The organism is Sphingomonas cannabina, assembly GCF_021391395.1.
In the GTDB taxonomy this organism is placed as follows: domain Bacteria; phylum Pseudomonadota; class Alphaproteobacteria; order Sphingomonadales; family Sphingomonadaceae; genus Sphingomonas; species Sphingomonas cannabina.
On record NZ_CP090059.1, the window covers coordinates 3,732,425 to 3,747,143 of the forward strand.

13 protein-coding genes are annotated in these 14,719 nt (G+C 66.6%); 4 read left to right on the forward strand and 9 right to left on the reverse strand.

The features are described 5' to 3' along the window. Window positions 1–145 precede the first annotated feature (145 nt). On the forward strand, window positions 146–637 hold the full coding sequence (locus LZK98_RS17535) for an Hsp20 family protein (RefSeq protein WP_233783807.1): 492 nt from the start codon (window positions 146–148) through the stop codon (window positions 635–637). 196 nt (window positions 638–833) lie between these two features. Here LZK98_RS17535 and LZK98_RS17540 read toward each other — a convergent pair whose 3' ends face one another. From LZK98_RS17540 to LZK98_RS17580, 9 genes are all read right to left on the reverse strand, one after another. Beyond that, entirely contained in the window at window positions 834–2,360 is a 1,527-nt protein-coding gene (locus LZK98_RS17540) for a PepSY-associated TM helix domain-containing protein (protein ID WP_233783808.1), read from the reverse strand. Next, window positions 2,357–2,923: a hypothetical protein gene (locus LZK98_RS17545; protein WP_319937512.1), complete on the reverse strand. Its 567-nt coding sequence runs from the start codon at window positions 2,921–2,923 to the stop codon at window positions 2,357–2,359. Before LZK98_RS17545 ends, LZK98_RS17540 begins: the two co-directional genes overlap by 4 nt. Next, the gene (locus LZK98_RS17550; RefSeq protein WP_233783809.1) at window positions 2,920–5,199 is read right to left on the reverse strand and encodes a TonB-dependent receptor; all 2,280 of its coding nucleotides are present in this window, start codon (window positions 5,197–5,199) and stop codon (window positions 2,920–2,922) included. The genes LZK98_RS17545 and LZK98_RS17550 overlap by 4 nt, the downstream gene beginning before the upstream one ends. A 407-nt stretch (window positions 5,200–5,606) precedes the next feature. Further along, complete coding sequence (locus LZK98_RS17555) at window positions 5,607–6,506, reverse strand: cytochrome c oxidase assembly protein (RefSeq protein WP_233783810.1); 900 nt, start codon at window positions 6,504–6,506, stop codon at window positions 5,607–5,609. Next, window positions 6,494–6,823 carry a hypothetical protein gene (locus LZK98_RS17560; RefSeq protein ID WP_233783811.1) on the reverse strand — a complete coding sequence of 110 codons (330 nt, stop codon included), beginning with the start codon at window positions 6,821–6,823 and terminating at the stop codon, window positions 6,494–6,496. Before LZK98_RS17560 ends, LZK98_RS17555 begins: the two co-directional genes overlap by 13 nt. Next, on the reverse strand, window positions 6,820–7,431 hold the full coding sequence (locus LZK98_RS17565) for a cytochrome c oxidase subunit 3 (protein WP_233783812.1): 612 nt from the start codon (window positions 7,429–7,431) through the stop codon (window positions 6,820–6,822). The genes LZK98_RS17560 and LZK98_RS17565 overlap by 4 nt, the downstream gene beginning before the upstream one ends. After that, window positions 7,424–9,328: a cytochrome c oxidase subunit I gene (gene ctaD / locus LZK98_RS17570; RefSeq protein ID WP_233783813.1), complete on the reverse strand. Its 1,905-nt coding sequence runs from the start codon at window positions 9,326–9,328 to the stop codon at window positions 7,424–7,426. The genes LZK98_RS17565 and ctaD overlap by 8 nt, the downstream gene beginning before the upstream one ends. After that, window positions 9,325–10,260, reverse strand: coding sequence for a cytochrome c oxidase subunit II (locus LZK98_RS17575; protein ID WP_233783814.1), 936 nt, complete (start codon window positions 10,258–10,260; stop codon window positions 9,325–9,327). Before LZK98_RS17575 ends, ctaD begins: the two co-directional genes overlap by 4 nt. Continuing rightward, entirely contained in the window at window positions 10,257–10,796 is a 540-nt protein-coding gene (locus LZK98_RS17580; RefSeq protein ID WP_233783815.1) for a c-type cytochrome, read from the reverse strand. The genes LZK98_RS17575 and LZK98_RS17580 overlap by 4 nt, the downstream gene beginning before the upstream one ends. Window positions 10,797–10,882: 86 nt before the next feature. On the opposite strand from LZK98_RS17580, the gene LZK98_RS17585 reads away from it, so the two are divergent. The 3 genes from LZK98_RS17585 to LZK98_RS17595 all read left to right on the forward strand — a co-directional run bounded on the left by LZK98_RS17585 (window position 10,883) and on the right by LZK98_RS17595 (window position 14,715). After that, on the forward strand, window positions 10,883–12,763 hold the full coding sequence (locus LZK98_RS17585; RefSeq protein ID WP_233783816.1) for a PQQ-dependent dehydrogenase, methanol/ethanol family: 1,881 nt from the start codon (window positions 10,883–10,885) through the stop codon (window positions 12,761–12,763). Between the two features lie 174 nt (window positions 12,764–12,937). Then, window positions 12,938–13,528 carry an SRPBCC family protein gene (locus LZK98_RS17590; protein ID WP_233783817.1) on the forward strand — a complete coding sequence of 197 codons (591 nt, stop codon included), beginning with the start codon at window positions 12,938–12,940 and terminating at the stop codon, window positions 13,526–13,528. After that, on the forward strand, window positions 13,528–14,715 hold the full coding sequence (locus tag LZK98_RS17595) for a zinc-dependent alcohol dehydrogenase (protein WP_233783818.1): 1,188 nt from the start codon (window positions 13,528–13,530) through the stop codon (window positions 14,713–14,715). Before LZK98_RS17590 ends, LZK98_RS17595 begins: the two co-directional genes overlap by 1 nt. Window positions 14,716–14,719: the final 4 nt, after the last annotated feature.

The following is a 14,719-nucleotide window of genomic DNA, read 5'->3' on the forward strand; positions in this document are numbered from 1 at the left end:
GATGAAAGGAGGCGTCCCGACCCTTGAAAATCATTTGACCTTAACCAGATAACCAACGCCGGATGCCGGCACGGATCCGGCATGGAGAGCGTCCGCTCTCTCGGGCGCATCTTCATAGACTCGTTGCTCATAGGAGGACTTGGATATGAGGACCAATTACGACTTCACGCCGTTCCGGCGCTCGACCGTCGGCTTCGACCGATTGTTCGACCTGCTCGAGAACGGCCTCACTTCGCAGATCGCCGACGGCTATCCGCCGTTCGACCTCGTCCGCGACGGCGAGGACCGCTACCGCATCGACATGGCGGTGGCCGGCTTCCGCCCCGACGAGATCGAGGTGACCGCGCATCAGAACATGCTGACGGTCAGCGGCCGCAAGCAGGACAGCGACGACAGCCGTTACATCCATCGCGGCATCGCCGCGCGCGACTTCGAGCGCCGCTTCGGCTTGGCGGACTATGTCCAGGTGAAGAACGCGGACCTTCGGGACGGCATGCTCTCGATCGAGTTGGTGCGCGAGATTCCCGAGGCGATGAAGCCGCGCAAGATCGCGATCGGCTCAAGCGGCGGAAGCGCGCGTCGTATCGAGGACACCTCGAAGGCGACAACTGAAGCCAGGCAACTCGAAGCTGCCTAAGACGACCGGGTCCGCCGCTCCGGGCGGCGGGCCCATTTGCTCGTACCGCGGAATGTCCAAGCCTTTATCGCTAGCGACGGGCAGCCTCTGAAGAATGAGGTCGGTCGACGTAAACGAACCTCTTATTCCTTCTCAGCCGATGCCGTCCGCTACCCGGCAGGTGTATGCGAGAGGCGCACAAGCGCGTACTTCACCCTTAGTCAGGAACGACCTGAATCGGCGCCGGATTGCTTTTCCTCCTCCGCCGGAGCGAACTGAGCATAAGCACGCCCAAGGCGAACAGGACACCGTCCACCGTCCAGGCCGCGGGATCACGACCGCCTCGCAGAGTGATGTGCAGGATCGCCGTCAGGATGAGCAGCGCGGCGGTGCCGGTGCGGCTCATCCGCCCGATCTGCGATGACGGGAGCCACGCGGCGCAGGACAATGCCGCAAGGCTGATCACCCCCCACACCACCAGCGCGATGACAGGGGCTGGAACGACGAGCGTGGCCGCGGCGGATGCGGCGAGCGCGAGCGGCTGTCCCCAGACGACCGCCGTCCAGATCCGCTCCCAGCCTGACGTCGGGCGCCCCTTGTCGCGCCGCCGCGCCAGCCAGATGGAGACGCCGCCTGCGGCGAGATAGCTGAGGCCCAGACCGAGCAGGCCATAGCCGATCTTGATCGCTCCGCCACCGAACCAGCCGAAATGGAGCGTGCCGAGCGAGGCGAGCACACGCTCTCCCAGATTGTTCTCGCGCGCCCGCTTGGCGTGATAGAGCCTGGCGCTCCGGTCGAAGGCATAGGCGTCCGTCTGGCTCAGCCGCGTCGAGCCGTCGGTCACGTTGAACAGCGCGGCGCCGCCCATTTCCGTCGGATGTTCGAGGAAGACATAGTCTATCCGGCCTTGCGGATTGCGCGCCGCGACCTCGGCGAACATGGGCCTGAGGTCGATCGGCGGTGCCCGGCGCTCGTCCTGCGCCGGGCGGGGCGGCTGGAACAGCGCGTAGACCTTGCCGACGTCGCCCTGGAACACCGCCAGTCCGAGCACGCCCACGATCAGCGTGGTCAGCCCCAGGAAGGCACCGGTCAGCGAGACGGTCAGGTGAAAGGGTAGTGCCCATACGCCAATACGATTGTGGAGATCCGCCTCCTGCAGACGGCGCGAGCCGCCTATGCGCAGGTGGAAGGCGTCGCGGAAGATGCGCGGATGGGCGAGCAGGCCCGAGATGAGCGAGGACAGCAGTGCGACGCCCGTCATCCCGACCAGGAACACACCCCAGGTCCGCGGCAGGTGCAGGTTGATGTGGAGACGCGTGAGGAACTCCGTCCAGATCGACCGCGATTCGATCAGTTGCCCTTCGCCGTCCGCGATCCAGTCACGTTCTCCACCCCTGGCGTCCGTGGTCACCATCAGCCGGGGCAGGTCCGGCGCCGGCAGCGTGATGTAGACATGCTCCAACCCCGGACCGGCACGCAGCGCAGCGGTGGAATAGGCACGCTGCACCGCTTCGGGCGAGACGCGGGCGAGCCGCGGCGCCGCCGGATTCTCCCATCGCTGCAGCTCGCGCGCGAAGACGGCGATCGTGCCGGTCAGGCAGACGATGTAGATCGCCGCGGCAAAGGCGAGGCCGAGCGAGCTGTGCCCCTTGAGGACGGCACGGACGAAATTGGGAGGGATGGTCCAGCCAGCCCCGGGCAGCTTCCCGCCTTTCGCGACCGGCGTCATGTCCTCGGCCTTCATGCGAAACCCTTCAACGCTGCTGCCGCGAAGCCGAGGACGGCGGTTCCCACCAGCACCGCCGTCGCGCGCAGGATGCGGTTGTCGGCCAGCGTCCATGCCATGGCGCCGCCCCAGGCTACCGGCACGATCAGCCCGCCCGTCACCAGCCGCGTCTGGGCCTCGCCCGGCATCCACACGGCGTAACAGATGCCGACCGCCATCGCCGCGATCATCCCGATCGGCCCGGCGAGCAGCCAGCGGAGCACACCGCGCCAGGTCGTCGACGGGCGATCGAGCGGCTCGGGGGCCAGGCAGTCGCGTCCGTTCCGGCTGGCGCGGACGGCGCGGATCTGGAGGCCGGCGGCGACGACGGCGAGCGCCGCAACCGCGATCAGCGTCAGCGCGACGAAGGCACCGCGCATCGTGCCCACCGTCGACGAGGCGGCGATCAGCGTCGCGAGCAAGACCGCCCATCCGCCCCAGCGATAGGGCGCGGCGCCGATCCTCAGCGACCAGGCACGCCGAAGCAGCCAGGCGCCCGCCGCGCCGCCGGCCAGCAGCAAGGGGGCGGCGAGCGCGTTCACCAGTGCAGCTCGACGCCGCCGCCGACGGTGCGCGGCTCGCCCAGGATCGCTACCGGGAGGTCGGTGCGGGCATATTGCTTGTACTTCTCGTCGAACAGATTGCGCACGAAGCCGAACAGGCTCCAGCGGCCCGCGTCATAGCCGAGGCGCACGTTGGCCATGGTGCGGGCGGGAAGGCGGGAGGTCGCCTGGTTCGAGCCGACGTCGCCGTACACGGCACCCCGATAATTGACATTGGCATTGGCGGTGAACCCGCCGCCGAGGCGATAGTTGACCCCGCCAGCCAGCGTCCAGCGCGGCGCATAGGCGAACTCCGATCCGGCGAGCTGGACCGTGCTGGTCGTCCCTGCCGGCAGCTCGAAATCGTCGAACTTGGTGCGAACGTAACCGATTGATGCATAGGCGTCGAAGGCCGCGCTCGGCCGCGCCTCCGCCTCGACCTCGAACCCGTAGAGGTGCGAATGCCCCGCATTGACCGTGTTGTAGTCATAGGCGTTGAGGCCCCTGAAGACATTCACCTGCTGGTCGCGCCACTCGACGTAGAAAGCGTTCGCGTTGAGCCGCAGCTTGCCGTCGAGCCAGGTCGAGCGCAGCGAGCCCTCATAGTTCCAGCTATGCTCGGGATCATAGGGGACGAGCAGCGCGCGCGCCGGATTCTGGCTCGATCCGCCCGAGCGATAGGCGCGCTGAACGGTGAAGGCGGTGACGAGATCGGGCGTCCACTCCATGCTGATTCCTGCCTTGGGCAGGAAGGCATGGAAGGTCCGCGCATTGGAGGCGAAGGGCGAGCCCGCCTGGGCGACGAGGCCAAGTACGCCCTGATTGATCGCGCGGACGGCGGTATTGACCGGATTGCCCGCCGGGGCGAACGCCGCCGGGTCCGGCAGGGTGCCTATGAAGGTCGCGACCGTCTCGGCTGCAAAACGGTTGCGCTCGTGATCGTAGCGGAAGCCGCCGATCAGCGAGAGCCGATCGGTCAGCCGCCATCTGGCATCGCCGAACAGCGCCATCGTCTCGATCCTGAGCGGCTGGTCCGCCGAATAGCTGACCGGGATCACCGGCAGGGCGACGGCGTAGCTGTTCGCGATCGAGGTCGCGGACGCTGCGGGGAATCCGTTGGCCCGGAGCAGGTTTACGATTGTCGGCGTGGGCGTGTCGATGTTGATGCGGCTGTCGGCGTCGACGGCGCCGGTGCGGCGGTAATACCAGGCGCCCAGCAGGCCGCTCAATCGCTCGCCGCGATAGTTGAGCCGTACCTCCTGCGTCAGCGTGCGGAAATGATAGCGGTTGTCGATGAGCTCCTCGTCGGCTGGCGAATTGTCGCCGTCGGTGAGGGAGCGGCCGCTGACCTTGCTCCACGAGCTGACGCTGGTCAGCGTCAGGCCGCTGCCGAACTCATAGTCGAGATCGAGCGCGGCGAGATCGGTGCGGACGAGCCCCCGGATCTCGGCGTCGCTGGTGCTGCGGCGATGGTCGTAATAGTCGGGCAGGTCGGTACGGACATATTCGAACAGATAGCCGCCGTCGCGCCGCACGCGGTTGTAGGTCAGCGTCGCGGTGAGGCCCGACAATGCCTGTGGGGTCCATTTGAGCTTGCCGCGCAGGCTCAGTGAGCGCATCGAATCGTCCCGTCCGCCCCGGGTGATGTTCCGGATGATACCGCGATCGGCGCGCCGCTCCGCCGACAGCCGGATGCCGAGCTCGTCCTCGATGAGCGGCCCGCCGACCGCCACCGAAAAGGTGCGGTCCACTTGATCGGTCCAGAGGACCCGGCCGTCCGCCGACCAGCGATCGGTCGACGGTTCGCGCGTGGTGATGATCACCGCACCCGCCAGCGTGTTGAGACCCTGGATCGTCGACTGCGGACCGCGCAGGATTTCGACCTGTTCCACGTCCCACAGGTCGGTAGGTCCGCCGAACAGCGCCTGGTTGGGCAGCGGTGCTCCGTCCAGATAGACCGTCGCCGTGTCGGCGCCCCCGCCCGCTGCCACGCCCTTGTTGTTGATCCCGCGGATGGTGAAGCCGGACGAGCCGTAGGTTTCCGACACATTGGCCGTGCGATTGTAGATATCCTGGATCGTCTGGGTGTTTTCTTGCCTGATCCGCTCGGCCGTGGTGATCGCCACGCTGGTGGTGGTTTCCTTGACGGTGCGGCCGGCCTTTTCGCCGGTGACGATGATCTCCTCGCTATCGACTTGGATATCCTGCGCCAAGGCGGTGCCCGGCAGCCAGGGCAGAAGCAGGACCGCGGAGAAGGTCAATCGACGAACCAGCATGCACCCCCCTTGTCGGGGTGCGCTCTAGTGGGATACGATAATGCGAGTCAATCGCAAAACTGAGAACGCGGAGCTCTTGGGCTGACGCCCACCAGCGCGATTGCCTACGATGACGCACAGGACCCGCAGCAACCAACGACATGTGCGAAGCGCGTGCGAGATTCGCCGCGTGGACGGAAACGAACGGCTCGGCGCTGAAGACCACGCTCGACGTGATGTGGACGACCGCCCCGAACGAAAGGCCGCTTTCGTGATTAACACGGCGGCCGCTGAACCGACCGAAGAGAGAGCGCATAGCGGGCGGCTTTTGGCCTTTTGCCGACCGGCAGGTTTCAGGCAAGGAGGTCTAATTTGCAGACATTGGAGCCATTTGCCGCGAGCAGCTTACGGCCATTCTCTCAGCGTGTTCACTCCTTAGGAGAAGCTATGGCAGGAGGGGCTGTTTGCTGCGTCCTTGAGATCGGGAGTATTGCAACGCCGCCAGCGATGTAGCGGCCGAGAATCAGCAAAGCGGCGCCGACATGCACCAAGCCACCCGGTACCCACATGATCAGCCCGGCCAAGGCCTGGTCCTCCTCCGGCGTGAGGCCGAACGGCATCATGCCCATGGCCGCATAGCCGGCGTACCAAGGGCTTGATGATAACGCCATCAGCGCGCCGAGCGCGCCGCCGACGATCGAGGTGACAAACAAGCACAACGCCGCCAAGCTACGATTGGGCGTGCGCAGGATCGCCCACCAGAAGAGGAGCGCGGTGACGAGGAACGACAGGTGCTGCGCGACATGCCAGGCGGGATGCCCGAGCGCGCGGTTGAACAGTGGCGGCGCATGCCACGCCCAGAGCGCGACGCCCTGAAGGGCGGTCGCGAGCACGGGATCGGCGAGACCACTCAGCCAACGCCCCGCCGGCGCCAGTGCTTGCCGCCCTTTGCGCGGCAGCGCCCACAGCATCACGCCGAGCGGCCGCGACATGGGCAGCAGCAGCGCGGCGACCAGCATGATCAGCTCGTGCTCGATCATGTGCAGCGTGAAGCTGCGCTCGCCGGCCTCGTGCAACGGCGACACGAGCGCAAGGGTGAGCACCAGCCAGCCCGCGAGGAAGATCACCGCGTTGCGCCACAGGCTGCGCCGTGCGCCGAGCCGGACGAAGCCGATCAGATAGGCGAGCAGCGCCAGCGCGAGGGGAACGGTCACCGAAGGATCAAGCGTCCAGCCCGGCGGCCCGGAATCCACCGGATGTGCGCCGTCATGCGCGGCGGCGAGCCCGGGCGCGAGCAGGAGCGCGAGCAGCAGGATCAGGCGTGGCATGGCGGGATGATGACGGAGGAGATCGTCTGGAACAGGATTGCGAGCAGGAAGATCGCGGCGGCCAGGAGACCCGTGCCGGCGATGAAGCGGCGCGCGCCGGCATAGGGCTGGTCGAGCGGCCCGGGCATCCGCCAGACGCGCAGGGATGCAAGCCCGCCGATCAGCGCCAGCGCCGCACCGCCCACGCCGATGAGCAGCATCATCGCGATGTGCGCACGCGTGCAGTCGAGCTGGACGAGGTAGGATCCGAGCTGGTCGGATATCGCCCAGCCGGCGATGCCGCCCATCCACCCGGCCCAGGGCAACAGCCGGGTCATGCCGTCAGCCTCGGTGCCCAGTAGACCATCGCGTAGACCAGCACCCAGCTCAGCACGATGAAGTGCCAATAGAGCGCATTCTCGCTGGTATCGACGAAGCGCCGCCCCTTGTGGGCGTGCCGGGTATGCATCAGCGCGGTCAGCACCAGCGTGTCGACCCAGTCGGTGATGAGGTGCACGGTGTGCATGAGGAGCAGCGCCCAGGTGATCGAACCATAGGCGTTGCGGTCCCAGCCGATGTTGAGATGATCGAACTCAATCCCGCGCGTCACGAAGACCGGCAGGACGATCAGGCTCATGATGGCGAGGCCGATTCGCACCTTGCCTAGGTCCTCCGCCTGGGCAGCCCGCTTCACCCACACGTTCGGGATCTCGGACAGGAGCAGCAGCACCAGCGTCGCCGTGCCCCACAGCAGGTCGGGCGGCAGCGCGCTCGACGGCCACTGCTTCTCCTGTGCCATCAGGTAGAAATAGGCGGCGAAGGCGAGCGCGAAGCCGGCCGCCTCGATCGCGATGAAGCCGGCGACGCCCCACCAGGTGGCGCTGCGCGTGCCGAAGCCGTGATCGGGCAGGCTCGCGGCATCGCCGACGAAGCGCGTGTCACTCATCGCCCTGCTCCGGCTTGGGCTCGAGCGGATCGTGCGGCCAGAACCACAGGATCAGCGGCACCGCCATCAGCGCGGCGCCCCACACCACCGCCCAGGGGGTGAAAATCGATCCGACGAACGCGATCGTCGTCGCGACCGCGGCGACGAACGGCCAACCATTGGGCGGCGCGCTCGGATCGCGCAGGTCCGGCATGGCGTCGATCGCAGTGGTGACAAGCAGCTCGCGCTTGTCGGTCCTGAGGCCCGGCATCACCGGCCGATCGGCGTTCCACAGCGGGGTACGGCTGTCGACCACCGGGATATGATCGAAATTATAGCTGGGCGGCGGCGAGCTCGGCTTCCATTCCAGGCTCGCCGCGCCCCAGGGGTTCGCCCCGGCTGTCCGCCCGCCGCGCAGGCTCCAGGCCACGTTGCCGAGGAACAGGATCACCGAGCCGGCGAACAGGAAGGCGCCGATGCTCGACACGAGGTTGAGCGAATCCCAGCCGAGCCCGTGCGGATAGGTGTAGACGCGGCGCGGCATCCCGAGCAGCCCCGTCAGGTGCATCGGGAAGAAAGTCAGGTGAAAGGCGACGAAGCTGAACGCGACGTTCCACTTGCCGAGCGGCTCCGCCATCAGTCGTCCGGTGAACTTGGGGAACCAGTAGGTGACGGCGCCCAGCAGCGGAAACACCGATCCGCCAATCAGCACATAATGGAAGTGCGCGACGACAAAGTAGCTGTCGTGGAGCTGGAGATCGAGCGGCACGCTCGCCACCATCACGCCGGTGAGCCCACCGATCACGAAGGTGATGATGAAGGCGACTACCCACAGCAGCGGCGTCTCCCAGCGCGGCCTGCCGTCCCAGATCGTCGCGATCCAGCAGAAGATCTGCACGCCGCCGGGCAGCGCGATCATCATGCTTGCCGCGGTATAGAAGCTGTAGCCAACCCGCGGCAGCCCGGTCGCGAACATGTGGTGCACCCACAGGCCGAAGGCGAGCAGCCCGATCGAGACCACCGCCAGCACCATCAGCGGATAGCCGAACACTTCGCGCCCGGTGAACGTCTCGACGATCTGGCTGACGAAGCCGACCGCGGGGATGAAGATGATGTAGACCTCGGGATGGCCGAAGAACCAGAACAGGTGCTGCCACAACAACGCGTCGCCACCCTCGGCCGGATTGAAGAACTGGGTGCCGACCAGCCGGTCCGAGATGAGGAAGCTCGACGCGAGCATCACCGCCGGCATCGCGAAGACGATCATGAAGCTCGTCACCAGGATCGACCAGGCGAACAGCGGCATCCGGTTGAGCGACATGCCCGGCGCGCGCTGCTTGAGGATGGTGGTGATGAGCTCGACCGCGCCGGCGAGCGCTGCGACCTCGGTGAAGGTGATCAGCTGCGCCCAGACGTCGCTGCGCTTGCCCGGCGAATATTCCGGCCCGGCGAGCGGCACGTAGGAGAACCACCCCGCCTCCGGTCCGATGTTGAGCACGAAGGCGATCCACAGGAAGGCGCCGCCGAACAGATAGACCCAGTAGCTGAAGGCGTTGAGCCGCGGGAAGGCGATCTGACGTGTCCCCATCATCAGCGGGATCAGGTAAATCGCCATCGCCTCCATCACCGGCACGGCGAACAGGAACATCATCGTCGTGCCGTGCATCGAGAAGATCTGGTTGTAGCGGTCGGCGCCGATCAGCCCGCTCTCGGGCCGCGCGAGCTGGAGCCGCATCAGCAACGCGAGCACGCCGCCGAGCGCCAGGAACACGAAGGCGGTCACGATGTAGCGCCTGCCGACGCGCTTGTGGTCGACGGTGGTGAGCCAGCCCCAGAAACCCGGCGCGTCGGACCAGGTCTCGGCGAGCCTCGTATGCAGCGCCTCGCCGGTGAAGTCCGGCCCGTCGCGGCGGATCATTTGAGCGTCTCGAGATAGGCGACCACCGAACGGCGGTCGCCGGGCGACAGCGGAATCTTCGGCATACGGTTGCCGGGCTTGAGGCCCTGCGGGTCGGCGATCCAGCGATCGAGCCAAGTGCGTACGTTGGGCACCTCCCCGGCGGCGAGCGTCGCGCGGCTGGCGACGCGCGTCAGGGCGGGCCCGACCGAGCCATAGGCGTCGGTGCCGGTGATCGCGTGACATGCCGCGCACTGGCGGCTCATGACGATGGCATAGCCGCGCTTCTGCTCGTCGGTCACGGGCGGTGGCGCCGGCTGGCGTGACTTCTCCGCCCAGGCGGCGAACTGCTCGGGCGTCTCGACGATGACGTCGAGCGCCATGTGCGCGTGCTGGAGCCCGCAGAACTCGGCGCATTGCGCGCGGAAATGCCCGGTCCGGCGCGGCAGGAGCTGGAGGTCGGTGCGGCGGCCCGGGATCAGGTCCTGCTTGCCGGCGAGATTGGGGATCCACAGCGAGTGGATTACGTCGTCGGCGACGAGCGTGACCTGCGCGGGCCGGCCGAGCGGCAGGTGGATCTCGTTGGCGGTGGTGATGGTCCGCGACTGATCGCGATCGTCGTACTCGACCTCCCACCACCATTGCTGCGCGGTCACCTTGACCTGGATCGGCACCTGTCCCGACCCCGCGAAGAACAGCCCGCGGTCGGCCGCGTAGCTGGCGATGGTGAGCCCGAACAGCCCGAGCGTGATGAGGCCGGCCCAGGCCGCCACGCTCACGCGCAGTCGCCGCTCGCCGGGCGTGCCGCGATCCTTGCGCCAGATCGCCCAGCCGAGGAACAGCAGCACCAGCAGGAAGAAGAAGCCGGTGACGCCGAGGAACAGCGCGAACAGCTGCCCAGTGATCGCGGCATGATCCCCCGCCGGATGGAGCGCGGACTGGATCGCGCTCATCGCCCGGCCGCATCCTCGTTGCTGTCGCGCAGCAGCGGCTTGCTCTCCAGCGTGACCGGCGGGGTGTTGGCCATCGTGTCGCTGCGGCTCGGCGGCACGTCCTTGGGCACCTGCCCCGCCACCGAGCGGACATAGGCAGCGATCTGCCACATCTGCTCCTCCGTGAGCAGGTTGCGGTAGCTCGGCATGCCGTTGGGCCGCCCCTGGATCAGCGTCGCGACGATCTGCGGGCTCGACGAGCCGTAGATCCATTCGTCGTCGATCAAAGGCACGCCGATCCCGCCGCCCCCATGCGCGTGGCATTCGACGCAGTTGAACTCGGTATAGAGCCGCTGGCCTTCGCTGACGTGCCAGGCGTTCTTCTCGTAGCGGGCGATGCGCGGATCGGGCGCGGCGGGCTGGGTGCCGCCGGCCATCACCGTGGTGGTAGTCGCGAGCTGCGTCTGGCTGAAGGGCAGCGGCGCGTCCCGCGTCTCGCGCGCCTCGCGGTGGCAGCCCGCGAGCAACGCGATCAGCAACAGCGCGCGAAACCGCATCGGCCCCTCTCCTGTCGTTCCAGTCGTGAAACTTTGCAGCGACAGGAAAGTTTCCAGGCAAGCCATTGGTTTTACGGAGCTAATCTATGTTAGTGCGGGCGGCCGCGATCCTCTGCCTGGCGCTGCTGGCGGGGTGCGACCGCAGCACGTCGACCGGCCGGGCCGATGCACCCGCGCCGCGTTCCGAGACCGATACCCGGGCGCTCGCTGCGGGCCGCGCGGTCGCTCCCGCCGCCGCGTCGCCTGCCGACGACGGGCAATGGATCATGCCCGCCAAGGATTATGCCAACACCCGCTTCAGCGGGCTGACCGAGATCGACAAGTCAAACGTCGGCAGGCTCCAGCTCGCCCTCACCTTCTCGTCAGGCACTACCCAGGGACAGGAATCAGCGCCGATCGTGGTGGGCGACACGCTCTATTTCGTCACACCCTACCCCAATACCCTCTACGCGATCGACCTCCGCAAGGCCGCCGATCCCGCCAGCCCGGGCCTCACCGTGAAGTGGAAGGTCAATGCGATGGCCGATTCAGCCTCGCAGGGGGAGGCGTGCTGCGACGGCGTCAACCGCGGGCCGACCTTTGCGGACGGCACGGTCTATTTCAACTCGCTCGATTCCCACACGCTCGCGGTCGACGCCGCGACGGGCCGGCTTAAGTGGAAGACCCGCGTATGGGACTATACCAGAGGCGAGACGATGACGATGGCGCCCTTCGTCGTCGGCGGCAAGGTGATCGTCGGCAATTCGGGCGCCGAGTTCGGCGCGCGCGGCGGCGTGGCAGCGCTCAATGTCGGCGACGGAACGATCGCGTGGAAGGCCTATGCCACCGGCCCGGACAAGGACGTGCTGATCGACCCGGCGGTCTTCAAGCCCTTCTACCCGCAATATCGCGGCAAGGACCTGGGGCAGAAGAGCTGGCCGGGCGACAGCTGGAAGATCGGCGGCGGCGGCACCTGGGGATGGATCAGCTACGACCCCGAGCAGAACCTCATCTTCCACGGCACCTCGAACCCATCGCCCTGGAACCACGAGGTACGCCCCGGCGACAACCTGTGGACCGACGCGGTGTTCGCCCGCGATCCCAAGACCGGCAAGGCGCACTGGGCCTACCAGTACAGCCCGCATGACCTGTGGGACCATTCGGGCGTCAACGAGAACATCGTCCTCGACCTTCCCTGGCAGGGCCGCACGCGCAAGGTGATCATCCGGCCCGAGCGCAACGGCTATATGTACGTGCTCGACCGCACCACCGGCGAGGTACTGGCGGCCGATCAATATGTGCCGAACACCGTGTCCGACGGCGTCGACCTCAGGACCGGGCGCCTGCGCCACAAGCCCGAGATGATTCCCCAGCACGGCAAGGTGGTCCGCAACGTCTGCCCCAATGCCCCCGGTGCCAAGGACTGGAGCCCGAGCGCATTCAGCAAGGTGACCGGCTGGCTCTACGTGCCGCACAACAATCTCTGCATGGACTGGCTGCTGGGCAAGCCCAACTACATCGCCGGTACACCTTATATCGGCGTGACACCGCGCTTCTTCCCCGGCCCCGGCGGCAATGCTGGCGAGTTCATGGCGTGGGACCCGGTGAACCGGCGCAAGGTATGGACGATCAAGGAGCGCTGGCCGGTGTGGAGCGGCGCAGCAGTCACCGCGTCGGGCATCGTCTTCTACGGCAATCTCGAAGGCTGGTTCAAAGCGATTGACGCCGACACGGGCAAGCTGCTCTGGCAGTTCCAGACCGGATCCGGCATCATCGGCCAGCCGACCGTGTTCCGCGGGACCGATGGACGCGAATATGTCGCGATCATCTCCGGCATCGGCGGCTGGATCGGATCGATGATCTCGCACAACCTCGACCCGCGCGATCCGACCGCCGCCAAGGGCTGGGGCAACATGACCGCCGACCTCAAGAAGGTGACCAACAAGGGTGCGGGTACGCTGTTCGTCTTTGCGCTTCCGAAGACCTAAATGGACGCTGCTTCTGCAATATAATCGATAGGAATGCCGCCAGAACTCTGCCGCGTGTTTCGGCAGGATTATTAACTCATGTTACAATTCAAGTAAAAAAGACCCTTGGGCATCGATCCACTTGGAACGACCTTGTTGCCGCATTGTTTTGACCGTCGGGGACGGAGGCGGCCTATGAACGATGCCTTGAACAAGCTCTCGGACGATGCACCCCTCGCTGCCTCGAAGCATCCGGCGGCAGCGGTCGACGCCGCCACCGACGCACTGATCGAGCGCAAGGGCGATACGCTGCTCGGTCGCGCTGTCACCGTCAACCGGCCGTTGCCGGAGCTGTTCGCCTATTGGCGCGATTTCGCCAATCTCGCGACCTTCATGGAGAATGTGGAGCGGGTCGACGTACTCGATCGACGCCGCTCGCACTGGGTGGTGAAGGCACCCGGCAGCAAGACGGTCGAATGGGATTCGGTCGTCACCGAAGAGCGGGAGGGCGCGTTCATCGCCTGGGCATCCGAGCCGGGCGCCGACGTTCCCAATTCGGGCCGCGTCGATTTTCGCGACGCCGGACCGCGCGGCACGGTCGTCACCGCGACCATCCTATACGATCCGCCGGCCGGCACGATCGGCAAGCTCATCGCCAAGGTCTTCCAGCGCGAGCCGGCGATCCAGGCGCGGCGCGACCTCAGGCGCTTCAAGCAGCTCATGGAAACCGGCGAGATCGCCACCGGCGCGCGCAACCACCGCCTTCGCCAGGAGGGGAAGAACTGATGCGCGCGCTCACCTGGCACGGAAAGCACGACGTCCGCATCGACACGGTCGACGATCCCGAGATTCTCAACCCGCGCGACGCGATTATTAAGGTGACCTCGACCGCGATCTGCGGCTCCGACCTCCATCTCTATGACGGCTTCATCCCGACGATGATGAAGGGCGACATCCTCGGCCACGAATTCATGGGCGAGGTGGTCGAAGCCGGGCCGAAGTCGACGCTCGAAAAGGGGCAGCGCGTGGTGGTGCCGTTCACCATCGCGTGCGGGCAGTGCTACCACTGCGGCAAACATCAATATTCAGCCTGCCCCAATGGCCTGCCCGCCGACAACCAGGACATCGCGATGGAGCTCTACGGCACCGAGATGTCGGGGCTGTTTGGCTACAGCCATATGACGGGCGGCTATTCGGGTGGGCAGGCCGAATATGTCCGCGTGCCGTTCAGCGACGTCGGCCCGATCGTGATCCCCGACGGCGTCGACGACGACAAGGTACTGTTCCTCTCCGACGTCCTGCCGACCGGCTGGATGGCGGCGGAAAATGCCGCGATCGAGCCCGGTGATACGGTGGCGGTGTGGGGTTGCGGCCCGGTCGGGCTGTTCGCGGTGCAGTCGGCGATGCTGATGGGCGCGGAGAGGGTGATCGCGATCGATCATTTCCCGCGCCGGCTGGAGCTGGCCGTCGGATTCGGCGCCGAGACGATCAACTTCGAGGAAAGCGAAGTCTACGAGGCGCTGATGGAGATGACCGGCGGCATCGGTCCCGACGCGGTGATCGACGCCGTCGGTCTGGAGGCGCACGGCTTCTTCGTCGACAACGTCGTCGACCAGATCAAGGCCTCGACCTTCCTCGGCACCGACCGCGCGCATTCGATCCGCCAGGCGATCATCGCCTGCCGCAAGGGCGGGCGGGTGTCGATGCCGGCGGTCTATGGCGGCTTCGTCGACAAGTTCCCGCTCGGCGCCTTCATGGAGAAGGGGCTGACGCTGCGGACCGGCCAGACCCATGTCCAGCACTACATGCCGGCGCTCCTGGCGGCGATCCTTGAGGACAAGATCGACACCACCTTCCTCATCTCGCACCGCCTGCCGCTGGAGCAGGGGCCCGACGGCTACAGGATGTTCCACGACGATCAGAACGAGGTGACCAAGGTCGTGCTGAAGCCCGGCATGGCCGCGGCCGCCTGAAGGG

Excerpts from the sequence above, each read along its gene's own strand:
- LZK98_RS17535 (WP_233783807.1), top strand. The coding sequence starts at position 146 with ATGAGGACCAATTACGACTTCACGCCGTTCCGGCGCTCGACCGTCGGC.
- LZK98_RS17540 (WP_233783808.1), bottom strand. The coding sequence starts at position 2,360 with ATGAAGGCCGAGGACATGACGCCGGTCGCGAAAGGCGGGAAGCTGCCC.
- LZK98_RS17550 (WP_233783809.1), bottom strand. The coding sequence starts at position 5,199 with ATGCTGGTTCGTCGATTGACCTTCTCCGCGGTCCTGCTTCTGCCCTGG.
- LZK98_RS17555 (WP_233783810.1), bottom strand. The coding sequence starts at position 6,506 with ATGCCACGCCTGATCCTGCTGCTCGCGCTCCTGCTCGCGCCCGGGCTC.
- LZK98_RS17560 (WP_233783811.1), bottom strand. The coding sequence starts at position 6,823 with ATGACCCGGCTGTTGCCCTGGGCCGGGTGGATGGGCGGCATCGCCGGC.
- LZK98_RS17565 (WP_233783812.1), bottom strand. The coding sequence starts at position 7,431 with ATGAGTGACACGCGCTTCGTCGGCGATGCCGCGAGCCTGCCCGATCAC.
- ctaD (WP_233783813.1), bottom strand. The coding sequence starts at position 9,328 with ATGATCCGCCGCGACGGGCCGGACTTCACCGGCGAGGCGCTGCATACG.
- LZK98_RS17575 (WP_233783814.1), bottom strand. The coding sequence starts at position 10,260 with ATGAGCGCGATCCAGTCCGCGCTCCATCCGGCGGGGGATCATGCCGCG.
- LZK98_RS17580 (WP_233783815.1), bottom strand. The coding sequence starts at position 10,796 with ATGCGGTTTCGCGCGCTGTTGCTGATCGCGTTGCTCGCGGGCTGCCAC.
- LZK98_RS17585 (WP_233783816.1), top strand. The coding sequence starts at position 10,883 with ATGTTAGTGCGGGCGGCCGCGATCCTCTGCCTGGCGCTGCTGGCGGGG.
- LZK98_RS17590 (WP_233783817.1), top strand. The coding sequence starts at position 12,938 with ATGAACGATGCCTTGAACAAGCTCTCGGACGATGCACCCCTCGCTGCC.
- LZK98_RS17595 (WP_233783818.1), top strand. The coding sequence starts at position 13,528 with ATGCGCGCGCTCACCTGGCACGGAAAGCACGACGTCCGCATCGACACG.